Source organism: Lutimonas sp. (assembly GCF_051011215.1).
Lineage (GTDB): Bacteria > Bacteroidota > Bacteroidia > Flavobacteriales > Flavobacteriaceae > Lutimonas.
In genome coordinates, this window is the sequence record NZ_JBPCUJ010000128.1 from 1 (window position 1) to 16,663 (window position 16,663).

General features: G+C 36.1%; 12 protein-coding genes. 5 read left to right on the forward strand and 7 right to left on the reverse strand.

Features of this window, described 5'->3' with window-relative positions; translation table 11 throughout:
• The first annotated feature begins 62 nt into the window (after positions 1-62).
• From ACR2MV_RS12335 to recJ, 4 genes are all read left to right on the forward strand, one after another.
• Positions 63-1,322 carry an efflux RND transporter periplasmic adaptor subunit gene (locus tag ACR2MV_RS12335; RefSeq protein WP_434022225.1) on the forward strand — a complete coding sequence of 420 codons (1,260 nt, stop codon included), beginning with the start codon at positions 63-65 and terminating at the stop codon, positions 1,320-1,322.
• A 10-nt stretch (positions 1,323-1,332) separates the two neighbouring features.
• Positions 1,333-2,028, forward strand: a complete 696-nt coding sequence (locus tag ACR2MV_RS12340) for an ABC transporter ATP-binding protein (RefSeq protein WP_434022226.1) — start codon at positions 1,333-1,335, stop codon at positions 2,026-2,028.
• Between the two features lie 16 nt (positions 2,029-2,044).
• Entirely contained in the window at positions 2,045-4,450 is a 2,406-nt protein-coding gene (locus ACR2MV_RS12345) for an ABC transporter permease (protein WP_434022227.1), read from the forward strand.
• Between the two features lie 235 nt (positions 4,451-4,685).
• Entirely contained in the window at positions 4,686-6,386 is a 1,701-nt protein-coding gene (gene recJ / locus ACR2MV_RS12350; RefSeq protein ID WP_434022228.1) for a single-stranded-DNA-specific exonuclease RecJ, read from the forward strand.
• Positions 6,387-6,390: 4 nt separating this feature from the next.
• Here the strand turns inward: recJ and rpe are convergent, their stop codons facing one another.
• From rpe to rpsO, 4 genes are all read right to left on the reverse strand, one after another.
• Positions 6,391-7,047, reverse strand: a complete 657-nt coding sequence (gene rpe, locus ACR2MV_RS12355; protein WP_434022229.1) for a ribulose-phosphate 3-epimerase — start codon at positions 7,045-7,047, stop codon at positions 6,391-6,393.
• 86 nt (positions 7,048-7,133) lie between these two features.
• Positions 7,134-7,997 (reverse strand): sigma-70 family RNA polymerase sigma factor, encoded by an 864-nt coding sequence (locus tag ACR2MV_RS12360; protein WP_342161072.1) that lies wholly within the window; start codon positions 7,995-7,997, stop codon positions 7,134-7,136.
• A 137-nt stretch (positions 7,998-8,134) separates the two neighbouring features.
• Positions 8,135-10,354: a polyribonucleotide nucleotidyltransferase gene (locus ACR2MV_RS12365; protein ID WP_434022230.1), complete on the reverse strand. Its 2,220-nt coding sequence runs from the start codon at positions 10,352-10,354 to the stop codon at positions 8,135-8,137.
• Between the two features lie 237 nt (positions 10,355-10,591).
• Complete coding sequence (gene rpsO / locus ACR2MV_RS12370) at positions 10,592-10,861, reverse strand: 30S ribosomal protein S15 (protein ID WP_434022231.1); 270 nt, start codon at positions 10,859-10,861, stop codon at positions 10,592-10,594.
• Positions 10,862-11,061: 200 nt separating this feature from the next.
• Here rpsO and ACR2MV_RS12375 point away from each other — a divergent pair, with 200 nt between their 5' ends.
• Complete coding sequence (locus ACR2MV_RS12375; protein ID WP_434022232.1) at positions 11,062-11,943, forward strand: hypothetical protein; 882 nt, start codon at positions 11,062-11,064, stop codon at positions 11,941-11,943.
• A 62-nt stretch (positions 11,944-12,005) separates the two neighbouring features.
• Here ACR2MV_RS12375 and accD read toward each other — a convergent pair whose 3' ends face one another.
• From accD to ACR2MV_RS12390, 3 genes are all read right to left on the reverse strand, one after another.
• A complete protein-coding gene (gene accD, locus ACR2MV_RS12380; protein WP_434022233.1) occupies positions 12,006-12,866 on the reverse strand; it encodes an acetyl-CoA carboxylase, carboxyltransferase subunit beta in 861 nt (286 codons plus the stop codon).
• Positions 12,867-12,992: 126 nt separating this feature from the next.
• The gene (gene fbaA, locus ACR2MV_RS12385; protein ID WP_434022234.1) at positions 12,993-14,060 is read right to left on the reverse strand and encodes a class II fructose-bisphosphate aldolase; all 1,068 of its coding nucleotides are present in this window, start codon (positions 14,058-14,060) and stop codon (positions 12,993-12,995) included.
• Between the two features lie 54 nt (positions 14,061-14,114).
• Positions 14,115-16,559, reverse strand: coding sequence for a BamA/TamA family outer membrane protein (locus ACR2MV_RS12390; RefSeq protein ID WP_434022235.1), 2,445 nt, complete (start codon positions 16,557-16,559; stop codon positions 14,115-14,117).
• Positions 16,560-16,663 lie beyond the last annotated feature (104 nt).

The window sequence follows — 16,663 nt, forward strand, 5'->3', positions numbered from 1 at the left end:
ACAGTAAAAGAGTTCAATGGTCCAACTATAGAAACTTTATCCAATAAAAAGAATCAAAATAAATGAGACAAATTGGTATGGATAAAAAGATCGAAAAAAAGAAATGGACCAGAAAAAAAATAATGTATATCTCTGGAGCCGTGGTTTTACTCCTACTCGTATTTTTTGGTTTTAAATCTTTTAATAAAAAAATATTCAAGGTTAAAGCTTCAAGATTAACTGTGAAAGAAGTCATTGAAGGTCAGTTTCAGGATATGATTCTCATTGATGGAGATGTTGAATCTATTAATCTGGTTTTAGTCAATACGCTCGAAGGAGGTTCTGTAAAAGAAATCTTTATTGAAGATGGTGTATTCGTAGAAAAAGGAACTCCCTTACTTCAGTTGAGCAATCCTTCAGCGACCTTGGGGTATCTCAATCAGGAAACTGCTATTATAGAGCAAATTAATAATTTAAGGAACCTCAAACTTTCCTTGGAAAAAGATCAAAGAAACTTAGATGAGTCTCTCATCGATTCAGAAAATAAACTTTCAGAAACCACAAGGCGTTACAAAACAGATTCCGTTCTTTTTTCGAAAGATGTTATCGCAAAAAACGATTATATCGATGTTAGAGAAAGTTATAAATATGAAAAAGAAAAGAGAAACCTTTTGAGCAATAATGTTAAAAAAAGTAGTCAGGACAATAAAGTTCAAATACAACAGATCAATCAATCCATTAACATGATGCAACGAAACCTAGAGTTAATTCATGAAAATATAGAGAAAATGCTTGTAAGAGCTCCTGTGAGTGGAATGCTTTCGTCTTTTAATCCTGTGATTGGCGAAGCCTATGGCCGCAATGAAACAGTTGCAAAAATTGATGTTCAAAGCGGCTTCAAGATAAAAGGTCAGGTAGATGAATATTATTTGAGTTCTGTAAAACCAGGACAAATGGCCAGTTTTTCTTTTAATGGTCAGTTGATCGATCTTAAAGTTAAAAAGGTCTTACCTGAAGTAATCAACAGACGCTTTGAGATTGAGCTATTATTTGCCAACGAAATCCCGGAAGATATTACCATAGGGCAATCCCTGCAAGTTCGTCTGGAACTTTCTAAAGCCCAACAATCATTAATGATTCCCAGAGGAAATTACTTTCAGGCATCGGGTGGCCAATATGTGTTTGTACTGGATGATCAGGGCGAGGCTCACAAACGCTATATCAAGTTAGGGAATCAAAATCCAAGCTATTATCAGGTGTTGGATGGCCTGGAAAAAGGAGATAAATTCATTTCCTCTTCTTATCAAGACTTTAAAAATTACGAAACAATAGAAATCAATTAAAACAAACAACATGATCAAATTAGATAATCTTAGCAAAGTATATAGAACTGAAGAAATTGAATCAACTGCCTTGAATCAAGTATCCTTCGAAATCGAAAAAGGTGAATTTGTATCGGTAATGGGACCTTCAGGTTGCGGAAAATCGACACTTTTAAATATCCTTGGAATGCTCGATAAACCAGAAAGTGGCAGCTATTCTTTTCTCGGCAAAGAAGTAAGCGGTCTAAATGAAAAAGGAAGGTCTTCGATTCGAAAAGAAAATATCGGGTTTATTTTTCAAAATTTTAATTTAATTGATGAGTTGACCGTTTTTGAAAACATAGAACTGCCTTTGATCTATAACAAAGTAAGCGCTTCAGAAAGGAAAAAAAGGGTGAATGAGCTTATTGAAAAAATTGGAATTTCTCATCGTTCTTCACATTTTCCTCAACAACTTTCGGGAGGACAACAACAAAGAGTGGCAGTAGCCAGGGCCTTAATCACAAGACCTCCGCTGATTCTTGCAGATGAGCCTACCGGAAATTTAGACAGTTCTCACGGTAATGAGGTGATGGAGCTATTATGTGAACTTAATGAGGCCGGTACCACAATTATTATGGTCACACACTCCTCGCATGATGCCAGTTACTCTCAAAGAGTCATCAATCTTTTAGATGGTCAGATTGTTTCCGAAAAAAGATCCAAGTTAAGTCAAGCCGCAGTTTAATCATAAAACCAACCCCATGCTTAAGAATTATTTTAAAGTCGCCTTAAGAAACCTAAATAAAAACCGGGTCTATGCCTTTATCAACATATTAGGTCTTGCCTTAGGTCTGACAGTGACCATCCTTGTATTCATGTTTGTAAAGGATGAAACCAGTTATGATAAACACTGGTCCGGTTATGATCGAATTTACAGAACTGGTATCAAAGCGGATATGATGGGCCAGAAAATGGACGCTCCCGTATCTCCAAGCCCAATGGCAACGACCCTTAGAACAGAATTTAATGCCGTTGAGTCAGCTACTAGAATCAATACTGTAAGGCAAGAAATACTGATGCGTCAAGAGCAGACTAAAGTATATATTCAAAAAGGTGTTTATGCTGACAGTACATTTTTTAACGTGTTTGATTATGAGTTTGTTCATGGCGATCCAAAAACTGCTTTAAATGAACCGAATGCTATTGTGCTGACGGAAGAAACAGCCAGCAAACTATTTGGAGATAAACAAGCTATGGGAGGTGTTGTCAATTATGACAACCGAAGAGACTATATTGTCAAAGGAGTTGTGAAAGAACCCAAAGGGCATGCTCATTTCCAATTTGATATGTTCATGGCCCAAAATGAGGTCAGAAACATTTGGATCAGTAATAATTTTTACACCTATTTCAAGATAAAGGAAAATACAGATATGGCTGCTTTTAAAACTGAAATGGAAGCCAATTTTATCAAAAAAATCGAACCCAATGTTGAAGCTTTTCTCAAGGTTACTATGGAAGAGTTCATGGAGAGTGGCAACACCTATGAATATCAGATTCAACCAGTACAAACAATTCATCTGCACTCTCATAAAGATTGGGAAATTCAACAAAATGGAAACATTATTTATGTCTACGTATTTATAGGTATCGCAATTTTGGTGATCCTGATTGCCGGTATAAACTTTATGAATCTTTCTACCGCCCGATCTGGAAAAAGAGCGAAGGAAGTTGGTGTCAGAAAAGTTTCAGGAGCTTCCAGAGGAATGTTGATCTTTCAATTTTTAACGGAATCCGTTATTCAGAGTTTCCTTGCCTTGTTCCTTGCCTTTATTTTAGTAGAGTTGTTTTTGCCTGGATTTAACAATGTAATGGATACGAACTTAAACCTGTTCAATGATTATCTTGGGCAAACCGTTGGATTTAGCCTCTTGGTCACTTTGTGCTATGGTCTTTTTGCAGGAAGTTATCCCGCTTTTTTCCTGTCCGGATTCAAACCTGTTTCAGTTTTAAAAGGAGATTTAACAAAAACAAAAGGAGGTGCCCTCTTGAGAAAATCCTTGGTTGTTACACAATTCGCAGCTTCAATTATATTGATTATCGGCATGATCATCATCTTTCAGCAAATATCCTATTTACATAATAAGGATATAGGGTTTGAAGGAGATCAGGTGTTAATAGTACCAATTCAGACCGATCAAATGACTGAAAATTTCAGAAATTACAAGGATATATTTCTCAAAAACAGTGCCGTGCATAGTGTTTCCAGAGCTTCATACTTTCCTGGAGACACCCCGAATCAAAATATGTATGTTCTCGAAGGAACAGAAGAGCAACTTCCTTTATGGAATATGGAAATTGATTATGACTTTTTCAAAACACTTGACGTAGAATTGTCAGAAGGTAGATTATTCGACATCGAAAAAGATAATGACTCTATTCCTTCCTATATATTGAACGAAACAGCCATCAGAAATCTAAACCTCGAGAATGCCGTAGGCAAGCGAATGGGTACCTATTTTAACCAGCAAGGAGATTTGAGATATGGAAATATCGTTGGGATCGTTAAGGATTTTCACATAGAGGGCTTTGATCAGCCTATCAGACCCATGATCCTTTCAGTAAGTAATCAGGTTTGGTTTACAGCTTTTAAAATATCCTCTGAAAATATGAATACAACTATTGCTTATATAGAAGAAGAATGGAACAGATTAGAACCTTCTCATCCTTTTAGATATACATTTTTAGATGAAAAATTCGGAGCCATGTTTAAACAACAGGAAAATTTTGGAACCATGTTTTTATACCTAACCATACTTGCCATCATCATATCCTCCATGGGGCTCTATGGATTGGCTTCTTATACTGCTGAGCAGAGAACTAAAGAAATTGGTGTTCGTAAGGTATTGGGTGCCTCGGTAGGGCAAATAATGAATATGTTGAATAAAGATTTTATAAAGCTTGTTTTAATTGCCAACCTTTTTGCGTGGCCAATCACATTTCTTTTGGCAAAAAACTGGTTGTCTAATTTCTCATATCAAATTGACATGCCCATACTACCCTTTATTTTCGCGACAATTATAGCATTGATCATTGCCTTGTTAACGGTGAGTACTCAATCCTATCTCGCAGCTAATTCAGACCCTGTCGATGCTTTAAAATACGAATAAATGAATCTAATTAGTGTCTAATCGAAAAAAGGATCAAGTTCTGTACTTGGTCCTTTTTTTATGAAATTCTATATACATACTGCCTTCATTCTAATTTGGTTGACAACTAATATCATTTTACACGAAAAATTGAATTCTAATATCGAAATTTGTAGCTGAGCATTGTTTTCTTAAAAATAGTACCCTAAAAGCTGGTTATCTTTTTTTGAAAATGAGTACTAAATGACTTTAATAAATGCATTGGACACTAAAAAACAAGCCTGACCCGGAAATTGCGGAACAACTTACAACCTCACTGGGAATCCATCCGGTTTTATCTACCATTCTGGCTCAGAGAGGTATAGAAAATTTCGACATGGCTAAACATTTTTTTAGACCCTCCTTGGGGGATATTCATGATCCTTTTTTGATGAAAGATATGGATCTGGCTATTGAAAGAATCGAGGTGGCGATACAGCAAAAAGAGAACGTTTTAATTTATGGAGACTACGATGTTGATGGCACAACGGCAGTGTCTCTTGTGTTTAGTTATTTGAGATCGATGTACGATAATGTGGCTTATTATATTCCGGACAGATATGAGGAAGGCTACGGAATTTCTTATAAAGGAATCGACTTTGCTCATGACAATGACATGAATTTAATTATTGCTTTAGACTGCGGAATAAAAGCCTTGGATAAAGTAGCCTATGCCACGGAAAAAGGCATTGACTTTATCATTTGCGACCACCATCGACCAGGCGAAATCATCCCTAAAGCTGTCGCCGTTCTGGATCCCAAAAGAAATGATTGTACCTATCCCTATGATGAATTATGTGGATGTGGTATTGGTTTTAAGCTTATTCAGGCGCTTAACCATAAAGCAAACAATTCTATAAATACCATTTTACCATACCTCGACCTCGTGGCCACGGCAATCGCGGCTGATATTGTACCATTGACAGGAGAAAATCGTGTCTTGAGTTATTATGGCTTGAAAGTGATCAATTCCGACCCTAGACCGGGGATAAAAGCTTTAATTCATCAAATCAAAAAAGAAACGCTTACGATTACAGATGTGGTCTTTATCATCGCACCCAGAATAAATGCAGCAGGAAGAATGAAACATGGTTCCTTTGCCGTTGAATTGCTAAGTGAACAAAATCCTGACAAAGCTCTAGAGTTTGCGAAGGCCATTGAATTATATAATTCCGACAGAAAAGACTTAGATAAAAAAATCACCGAGGAGGCCTTGGATCAAATAAAAGAGAATCAGGAAGAATTAGATTTTTCTACCGTGGTTTATAATCCTGACTGGCATAAAGGTGTCATTGGAATCGTGGCATCAAGATTAATTGAACAATACTACAGGCCCACCCTGGTTTTTACAAAAAGTGGCACTAAACTAGCTGCTTCCGCACGTTCTGTGAAAGGTTTTGATGTATACAATGCTTTGCATCAGTGCAGTGATCTGATTGAACAATTCGGTGGACACAAATATGCAGCAGGCCTCACCCTCGATCCAAACAATTACAAGCCTTTCAAAGAAAAATTTGAACAGGTCATCAAAGAAACCCTTCCTGAAGAAAGTCGTGAAAGACAATTAGCTATAGATGCAGAAATCTCTTTATCAGAAATTGATGAAAAATTTTATCGAATATTGAAGCAGATGGGACCTTTTGGACCCTTAAATATGAAACCCGTTTTTGTAGCTCGAGGATTAAGGGACAATGGCTATGGTAAAAAAATCGGTGCCGATAACAAGCATCTTAAACTGCAAATAATTTCAGGTACCGATCAAAAGACCTATCACTCCATTGGTTTTGGATTAGGAGAAAAGTACGATCAGATCACAGCTGGAAATTCATTTAAAGCAGCATTTACCATCGAAGAAAATCATTGGAATGGCATTACGAGTCTTCAACTAAACCTAAAAGATATTAAAACTGAAGATTAATGAACTAGGGCTGAACTTCCTTTAAATTTTGGATGGTCTTGGAAGGATTCTCACTATTAAACACAAAACTACCAGCAACCAAGGCGGTAGCACCTGCTGCCAGCAACTTAGAGGCATTTTTATCATTCACTCCACCATCAATTTCAATAATTGCCTTAGAACCGGATTTTTCAATAAGGTCTTTCAACTGGCTTATTTTTTTATAGGTGTTTTCTATAAAGCTCTGTCCACCAAATCCAGGATTCACACTCATAAGTAACACAAGGTCCAGGTCTCCAATAATATCTTCCAGGACAGATACCGGGGTATGTGGATTCAACGATACTCCAGCCTGCATTCCTTCTTGTTTGATGGCCTGTACAGTTCTATGCAAATGCTTACAGGCCTCGTAATGAACGGTAAGAATATCCGCTCCTGCTTTTTTAAAATCTTTTATGAATCTGTCAGGGTCCACAATCATTAAGTGCACATCCATCGTTTTTGCCGCGTGCTTAGTAATGGCAGCTATTACCGGCATTCCAAAAGAAATATTCGGAACAAAAACGCCATCCATAACATCAATGTGAAACCAATCTGCTTCACTTTGATTGATCATTTCTATATCGCGTTGTAAATTGGCAAAATCTGCTGCCAGGATAGAAGGTGCTATGATATGTGACATGTGGATTATTTTATTTGCAAAACTAAGATAAAAAATAAAAAGCCTGCGATAAATCGCAGGCTTTTTAAATCTATTTGTTTCAATTTCTATCCAAGATATGTTCTTAATATCTTACTTCTCGAGGTGTGTTTTAATCTTCTAATAGCCTTCTCCTTAATTTGTCTCACTCTTTCACGAGTCAAATCAAATGTTTCTCCAATTTCTTCCAAGGTCATTGGATGTGCATCACCCAAACCAAAATACAACTTAACAACATCAGCCTCTCTTGGTGTTAGCGTTTCTAAAGCTCTTAAGATTTCTACTTTTAGTGATTCGTGCAATAAGCTTTTATCTGGATTTGGTGATTCACCAGAGTTCAAAACATCGTATAAATTTGAATCTTCTCCTTCTATTAAAGGTGCATCCATCGAGACATGTCTTCCGGAATTCTTCATTGATTCTTTTACGTCACTCACGGTCATGTCTAATTCTTTTGCGATCTCTTCCGCTGACGGAGGACGCTCATTCTCCTGTTCTAAACGTGCAAAAGTTTTATTGATTTTATTAATTGAACCAATTTTGTTCAAAGGAAGCCTCACAATTCTTGATTGTTCTGCCAAGGCTTGAAGAATTGATTGTCTAATCCACCAAACGGCATAGGATATAAACTTGAAACCTCTTGTTTCATCAAATCTTTTTGCTGCCTTTATCAATCCCAAATTTCCTTCGTTTATTAAATCAGGTAAAGTAAGTCCCTGGTTCTGGTATTGTTTAGCCACAGAAACAACAAATCGTAAATTCGCTTTGGTCAATTTTTCCAAGGCTATCTGATCTCCTGCTTTTATTCTTTGTGCCAATTCAACTTCCATGTCGGCTGTAATTAAATCAACCTTTCCTATCTCTTGCAAATACTTGTCCAAAGAAGCAGTTTCACGATTCGTAACCTGCTTAGTTATTTTTAGTTGTCTCATTAAATAAGTGGAATTTTAGTTTAAAAAGTTTTGTCGTGTATTAGTTTATACGTACGAAAGACATTAAATGTTACAAAACATTATAAAAAAACCTCAAAAACTTAATTTTGAGGTCTTAATTTGATCAGTAAAGAGTCTTAATCTCTTCTTCTGTCATCTCTTCTTTTATCGCGATTTCCGCCTCTATTATCACGTCCACCTCTGTCATTTCTTTCTCTTGGTGGTCTTTCTACAAAACCTTCCGGTTTCGGTAAAATAGCTTTACGAGATACTTTTTCTTTACGTGTTCTTGGATCAACCCCAAAGTACTTCACGTCAAAAACATCACCCATGTTTACAACATCGCTCACATTTTCCGTACGTTCCCATGCCAATTCACTTACGTGCAATAACACTTCGTTTCCTGGTGCTTCTGTATATTCAACAACTGCTCCAAAGTCTAGCATCTTAATTACTTTCACTTCATAAACACTTCCTTTTTCAGGTTTGAAAAGTAAAGAATCTATTTTTGCAATTACTGCATCAATTCCTTCAGAACCAACACCTAATACTTCAACAATACCCTCTTCAGTTACAGGATCTTCGTTGATCACGATTGTTGTTCCTGTTTCTTTTTGCATTTCCTGAATCACTTTTCCACCAGGTCCAATTAAGGCTCCGATAAATTCATTAGGAATACGTCTTGTGATCATTGTTGGTGCATGTTCTTTCACAGTCTCATTAGGAGCAGAAATGGTATCTGTAATTTTTCCTAAGATATGAAGACGCCCTTCACGAGCTTGTTTTAATGCATTGACCAAGATCTCATAAGACAATCCTTTAATCTTGATATCCATCTGACATGCTGTTATTCCTTCAGATGTTCCTGTTACTTTAAAGTCCATGTCTCCTAAATGATCCTCATCACCTAAAATATCAGACAATACCGCATAACGGTCACCATCAGAAATTAATCCCATGGCAATACCAGAGACAGGTCGCTTCATTTGCACCCCTGCATCCATAATGGCCATTGTACCGGCACAAACAGTTGCCATTGAAGAAGAACCGTTAGATTCTAATACTTCTGATACAACACGTACTGTATAAGGACAATCGTCCGGAATCATTCCTTTTAACCCGCGTTGGGCTAGATTCCCGTGACCTACTTCTCTTCGCGAAGTTCCTCTTAAAGGTCTCGCCTCTCCCGTACAAAAAGGAGGGAAGTTATAATGCAAATAGAAATTTTCTTCACCTTCGTAGGACGGCATATCTATTTTGTTGGCATCTCTCGAAGTTCCAAGAGTTACAGTGGCCAAAGCCTGAGTTTCTCCACGAGAAAAAATCGAAGAACCATGTGTTGATGGTAAGTAATCTACTTCACACCAGATAGGTCTGATTTCATCCGTCTGTCTACCGTCTAAACGTAAACCTTCACTTAAAGTTAATTCACGAACTGCTTCTTTTTCTGCCTTGGCATAATATCCTCCAACAAGGTGTCCAAATTCTTCAATTTCTTCTTCTGTAAAAGAAGCTATCACTTCTTCCTTAATTTCTGCAAATGCATTGGTACGCTCTACTTTTGAAGTTCCTTTCTTGGCAACAGCATAACATTTGTCATAAGCTAAATCGTGAATTCTTTTCTGTAATTCTTCATTTACCTCAGCAACGTCATATTCTCTCACCTCTTTTTTACCAAAGGCTTCAGCCAATCGCAACTGAGCATCAATCTGAACTTTAATAGCTTCATGAGCAAATTTGATGGCATCTGCCATTTCCTCCTCAGAAATTTCATCCATTTCACCTTCTACCATCATCACTGAATCAGCAGAAGCTCCAACCATCATTTCAATATCAGATTCTTCTAATTGAGCTCTGGTAGGGTTAATAACGAATTCGCCATTCACACGTCCAACTCTTGCTTCAGAAATGGCACATTCAAATGGAAAATCCGATAACTGGATGGCTGCTGATGCTGCCAAACCGGCCATTGCTTCAGGCATTACATCTTCATCATGAGACATTAATTGGATCATTACCTGCGTCTCAGCATGGTAATCTTTTGGGAACAACGGACGCAAAACACGGTCTACTAAACGCATGGTTAATACTTCCCCGTCACTTGGTCTGGCTTCTCTCTTGAAGAATCCTCCAGGGTAACGACCCGCTGCAGCAAATTTTTCACGATAGTCTACTGTTAAAGGTAAAAAATCTACATCTGCTTGTTTGTAATTGGAAACAACTGTACATAATAACATACATTTTCCTGATTGCACAACAACGGTTCCATGCGCTTGTTTTGCTAATTTTCCGGTTTCAATAGAAATTTCTCTACCGTCTCCTAGGTCAATGACCTCTCTAAAAACTTGTGGTTTCATAATTTTTCTTTAGAATTTACTTCATAGAAGTAAATAAGTTAATTCATGGTTAAACTTGTAGTTGTGTTGTCATGCCTCCGAAATCGAGGTCATAGTTTGCCAATGAATTACTCTAGTTTTCCATTTCTTTATCGCAAAGAATGGGGTTTCGGATTAGACAACGAAAGTAAACAACTTTTAGTCTAAATCCTATTGTATAATAAAAAATAAAAGAGAGGCATAAAGCCTCTCTAATAATTATTTTCTTAATCCTAATTCTTTGACAATTGCACGATATCTCGTAATATCTGTCTTTATCAAATAATTTAAAAGGTCTCTACGTTTTCCAACCAATTTCACTAATGATCTCTGAGTATTAAAATCTTTACGATTGTTTTTCAAATGACCCGTTAAATGATTAATACGGTGGGTAAATAAAGCAATTTGTCCTTCTGAAGAACCTGTGTCTGTTGCAGATTTTCCGTGTTTTGCGAAAATCTCCTTCTTTTTTTCTGTAGTTAAATACATGCTAACATTAAAGTTTAAATTAATAATTTTTATGTACTATTTTCATAAATAGGCCGCAAAGATACTAATGTTTCTTTGATTGACAACTTTTTATTTAACATCTTTTTTATCAAGGAATTAAACCCTTTGATAGTTTCAAGGTCTAAGAATAATAAAAACCGCTTTAGAAAGTTATAACACTAGGCATTAAATTTTAAATTATGAACCTACCTAAGTACCCATTATTAAAACATTTCTTTGTATTACCTCTTTTACTGTTGATTCTGACTCTAAGTTGCGACACAAATGACAGTATTTCAGATGCTGAAACCTTAAACACTATTCAATCAGAAACGGATGATATTTTAGAAATTGAATCTATTGAAGAGAATCTTGATGCTATGATTGAGAGCCTTTCCTTTGATATAGATCAGGTTGATCTTTTAAAGAGTAACAACTCGAAGTTATATATTTCACCTCATCAAATTCCAGAATGTGCCTCTGTATCAGCAAACCTGCAAAACAATGTTTTAGAAATAGTACTGGATTTTGGCGATGGCTGTACAACTGAATTTGACAATATTCTTACGGGCAAGATTTTAATATCTATTGTTCAAGGATCGGAAAAGAATAAAAAAATGATTGTTCAATCTTTTGAAAATTTCACCTTTAATGAGAGGTTGATACAAGGTAGTGTCAGTAAAGCGCGTTATAAAAAAATGGGGGAAACACCAGCCTATTCACTTATAACTAAGGAACTTAAAATTTCATGGGAAGATGGATCATTCAGTACCATACAATCAGATCGCAAGAGGGAATGGATCAAGGGGTCAGATAATATAATCTGGTCAGATAATGTTTATTTAATTACAGGAGAGAGCAGCATCAAGGGAAGAAAGGGTAATACCAAAAAAATTCTGATCACTGAAGCTTTGAGACGTGAAGCTTTCTGTAAAAACATTGTGAGTGGGAAATTAGAGATTACTAAAAATGATAAGGCTTCTATTCTCGACTATGGAGAAGGCGAATGTGATAATTTAGCAACACTTACTATTGGAGACATCGAAACTATTATTGAACTTAAAAAAAGACGCAGGTCGTAACTATATAAATCATAAAAAAAGCCTCCAAATGATGGAGGCTTTTTTTATAATGTATATCCTAATTACTTTCGTATCGGATTATTCTGAATCAAATCAATATATAAATTAATTTCTTCTTTTAAATTTTTACGCTTTACGATCTTATCTAAAAAACCATGCTCTAATAAGAATTCCGAACGTTGAAATCCATCAGGCAGGTCTTTCCCGGTCGTATCTTTTACAACTCTTGGTCCGGCAAATGCAATCAATGCATTCGGCTCAGCAATATTGATATCGCCTAACATGGCATAGGATGCGGTTGTACCTCCTGTTGTTGGATCAGTACATAAAGAGATATAAGGAATTTTCGCTTCAGCCAATTGAGCTAATTTGGCAGAAGTCTTTACCAATTGCATCAAAGAAAGAGATGCTTCCTGCATTCTTGCTCCCCCTGATTTAGATATCATTAAAAAAGGAATTTTTTTCTTAATTGAATAATCGATGGCTCTGGCGATCTTCTCTCCTACCACACTTCCCATGGATCCGCCAATAAAACTAAAATCCATGGCTGCAATAACTATATTTTTACCCAACGATTTCCCCACAGCTGTTCTAACAGCATCATTCAGGTTTGTCTTTTTTTGAGCTTCCTTGATACGATCCGTATACTTTTTAGTATCAACAAATTTTAAAGGATCTTTGGCCGTTAATTTGGCATCAAGCTCCTTGAATTTATTATCGTCAAATAATATTTCAAAATACTCAGCACTTCCAATACGCACATGATACCCATCTTCAGGGCTCACATATAAATGTGTTTTTAAATCATCTGAATCAATGATTTTTCCACTGGGAGTTTTATACCACAATCCTTTGGGAGTGTCTTTCTTTTCGTCTGTCGGAGTTTGAATCCCCTTATTCTTTCTTTTAAACCAAGAACTCATATACGCTTATTTTACATTGTCATTGTTAGAGGTGACAAAGATTATAAAAATTAAGTTAATCTGGCAAGTAATAAAAAAAACGGAGTACTTCCTACAAAAGAGTACTCCGTTTAATCATCTATTTAACTATAACGTATCTACGTTATTTAGGTCTTCAAATGCTTGTTTGATTCTGGCTATGAAAGAATCTTCTGCTTTTCTCACCCATACTCTTGGGTCATAGAATTTTTTATTCGGAGAATCCGACCCCGTTGGATTTCCAATTTGTCCTTGAAGATAATCTGTCTTGTCTGACATATAATCTCTAACTCCAGCCATATAAGCATATTGCAAGTCAGTATCAATATTCATTTTGATAACGCCGTAACTTATTCCTTCTCTAATTTCTTCAACCGAAGAACCAGATCCACCGTGAAATACAAAATCAACAGGATTCTTACCTGTATTGTATTTTTCTTCAATATATTTCTGAGAATTATCAAGAATTTTCGGAGTCAGTTTTACATTTCCTGGTTTGTATACACCGTGCACATTTCCAAAAGAGGCCGCTATTGTAAAACGTGGGCTCACTTTAAGTAATTCTTCATAAGCATAAGCTACTTCTTCAGGTTGCGTATATAATTTAGAAACGTCCACATCTGTATTATCAACACCATCTTCTTCTCCACCGGTAATTCCCAGTTCAATTTCAAGAGTCATACCCATTTTATCCATTCTCTCAAGATATGTTTTGCATATTTCGATGTTTTCTTCAATAGGTTCTTCTGAAAGATCAATCATATGAGAGCTAAACAATGGCACGCCATGTTCTTTATAATGTGCTTCTCCTTCGTCAAGTAATCCATCAATCCAAGGAAGTAATTTCTTGGCACAATGATCAGTGTGTAAAATTACAGGTACATCATAGGCTTTTGCCATAACATGCACATGCTTTGCTCCTGCTACACCACCAGCAATAGCAGCTTTTTGACCTTCATTGCTCAGACCTTTTCCTGCATTAAATTGAGCACCTCCATTAGAAAATTGAACAATTACGGGGGCATTCAATTCTTTGGCTGCTTCTAAAACAGCATTAATTGTACTTGAACTGATAACATTGGCTGCAGGCAAGGCAAAACCTTTCTCTTTTGCTAATTGAAAGATTTCTTGCACCGTATCACCGGTAGCAACTCCTGATTTGATTTTTTGTGACATTTTATTTGGTTTTAGTGTAAATGACTAGTGAGCAAAAATACGAAATTCTAATGATTAGAAAGGATAATTTATTCCAATATTGTAGACGGCACTGCCAAAATTATAATTGACAAACCATTTGTTGTCTCTTGGTAAATAAGGCTCGTAAGTCTTAAAACCAATATCAAATCTGAAGACCAGAAAACCAAAATCATATCTGAGACCAAAACCTGAACCTACCGCTGTGTTTTTTAAGGAGCTTAAACTTGTAAACTTCCCCTCTTCAGTGACCAGATTAGAATCAGTAATATCCCAGATATTGCCCGCATCAATAAATAAAGCGCTGTTAAATTTATTGGTCAATTTAAATCTGTATTCAATATTTCCGACCAGTTTAAAGGTACCAACCTTGTATTCCAAATTGTTTAATTCCCCTCCAGGACCCAAATCAAAAGTTCTCCAAGCTCTCATCTCGTTGCTACCACCGGCACTATAACTTCTACTAAACGGTACATTTGATGAATTTCCGTATGGCATCGCAGCTCCTATAAATGTCCTGAAGACTAATATATTCTCATCCCTTAATTCCCAATACTTTTTATATTCTAATTCGACTTTAAAATACTGTGCAACCGGAACGTCTAAAAATGTTTTCTGACCGATTTCATTTTCGTTTCTAAAAACAATGTTTGTAAAAGTTCCTGAAGAGACAAGTCTGGCCGTAAAATGCGAGAAGTTATTATCATTTACATTTTCCCTTGTGTTGTAAATAAATGAATAGCCAATGATTGGTACAAATGAATTTTCTATCAAAATCGATCTTCTTTCATCTACATCGGATACCGTATCATATTCATCCGGATAATTGACTTCATTGCTAGGGTCTTCTAAAAAAGTATCGATAAAATCAATAAATATATCATTATTACTGGCCTGGTTATTGGGCAAACTCAAGCCGTAAACCGACTCGGCCACATCATTTAATTTACGGTATTCAGAATCATAAATCGGGAAGTAATTATCAATATTCTGATTCTTGATATAGGACGCATTAAAAAGGTCCAGTCTGTGACCCACTTTTTTGGAACTTTTCCAATCATAAGCCATACCTGCAGTTGTTGTCTGTCTGTCAAGACCCACATTCTTTTGAAAACTCAAACTTGCATCAAAATTTGTAGTCGGCGCCATGTACTTGGGTATGATCTTGGATGTATTTATCGGAAACAATATTCTTGGAAATCGCAAAGAAGCACCCGTCAATACTTCCCAGCCATTAAAAAAATTATCGCTGTTTGAGGCATCATTTGCCAAATTGAAGAAAGATCCCTGAAAGGTCAACTCCATGATCTCAGAACCTTTAAACATATTTCTCCCCAAGAATGAAAACTTCCCTAGAATTCCGAAAGGCTTTATATTGGATGTCGTGGCATCCAGATCAACTGTCAATGCGTATTTTTTAAGAGGATTTAAATAGACATCGGCAGTTAATGATTCATCCTCATTTTCTGTGTAGGCGATGTCTACCGAAGAAGAAAAAGTTTGCAGATTTCTGATATAATTCTGCGTTTGTGATTTTTCAGAATCTTTATACAAGCCATTAGGTGTGATAAATAATGAATTAACCAGGTACTTCGGTTTGAACTTCAACTTGTCGAAACTATAAAAGTTGTATCCTTTGAAACTAACGGAGTCCTTAATTTTCTTTCCACGATTCTTAATTGAAAAATCCGTATAAATATTAACTCTTTTGACTACTTGTGCTTTATAAGGCTCCTTGATTACTGTATCATTTCGGTTGATGGTCCGATTCGGAATCTTTAACAGCACATCCTTCATATAAGACTCTTTAATCGAGTCTGTCCAGAATCCCATGCTGTAATTGTTAAAATGATATACTCCCGAATTTCGAAACAAGGTGACCAGCCTTGATTCTTCTTTTTCAAAATCCTCAAACACAAATGGTTTCCCTTGTTTTAAAAAAGACTTTTCTTTATTTGCAAGGTACAGTGAGTCAATAACAGGTGACTCTATTTCGGCACTCACCGAATCAATGAAATATTGTTTGTTGGTGCTTACATTATAATCTACAGCCAGTTCTTTCTCGCCTACCTGTCTGATTGAATAATCGACTTCTGCTTCAAAAAAACCAACAGAAATAAAATACTCTTTTAAGGTTCTGGCTGATCGTCTCGCTTTGGAATCATCGAAAATAACCGGCGCCTCACCCTTTTTTAGGAACCAATTATTTACACTCTTTTTGTTATTATAAATCACATAGGTTTGCTTTTTAGAAAAAACACTTTCGTAGCGATCATATTTCTTCGAATGATTTGCGATCCATTCGTCAAATGTCATTTCAAAATCAGGGTTACCAAAATTATAAAAATACAAGGAGAGTGGCATTCCTAAAGAACGCCGATTGGCTTTTTGAGCCAGGTAATTATTGATCTTTGATTCCTTATTCTTCTCACCGTTGACCAATATGACATTTTCTTTCAGCAAATTTTCGTTTTCTTGCACATATTTAATACTATTGCATGACACCAATAGCAGAAGTATCAATACTAAAAACAGTATTTTGGTGACAGAAGAAGGCAATAGCAGGAATTTAATTTATTCAAAAG

Coding starts and splice junctions, on each gene's coding strand:
- ACR2MV_RS12335 (WP_434022225.1), top strand. CDS start 63: ATGAGACAAATTGGTATGGATAAAAAGATCGAAAAAAAGAAATGGACC.
- ACR2MV_RS12340 (WP_434022226.1), top strand. CDS start 1,333: ATGATCAAATTAGATAATCTTAGCAAAGTATATAGAACTGAAGAAATT.
- ACR2MV_RS12345 (WP_434022227.1), top strand. CDS start 2,045: ATGCTTAAGAATTATTTTAAAGTCGCCTTAAGAAACCTAAATAAAAAC.
- recJ (WP_434022228.1), top strand. CDS start 4,686: ATGCATTGGACACTAAAAAACAAGCCTGACCCGGAAATTGCGGAACAA.
- rpe (WP_434022229.1), bottom strand. CDS start 7,047: ATGTCACATATCATAGCACCTTCTATCCTGGCAGCAGATTTTGCCAAT.
- ACR2MV_RS12360 (WP_342161072.1), bottom strand. CDS start 7,997: ATGAGACAACTAAAAATAACTAAGCAGGTTACGAATCGTGAAACTGCT.
- ACR2MV_RS12365 (WP_434022230.1), bottom strand. CDS start 10,354: ATGAAACCACAAGTTTTTAGAGAGGTCATTGACCTAGGAGACGGTAGA.
- rpsO (WP_434022231.1), bottom strand. CDS start 10,861: ATGTATTTAACTACAGAAAAAAAGAAGGAGATTTTCGCAAAACACGGA.
- ACR2MV_RS12375 (WP_434022232.1), top strand. CDS start 11,062: ATGAACCTACCTAAGTACCCATTATTAAAACATTTCTTTGTATTACCT.
- accD (WP_434022233.1), bottom strand. CDS start 12,866: ATGAGTTCTTGGTTTAAAAGAAAGAATAAGGGGATTCAAACTCCGACA.
- fbaA (WP_434022234.1), bottom strand. CDS start 14,060: ATGTCACAAAAAATCAAATCAGGAGTTGCTACCGGTGATACGGTGCAA.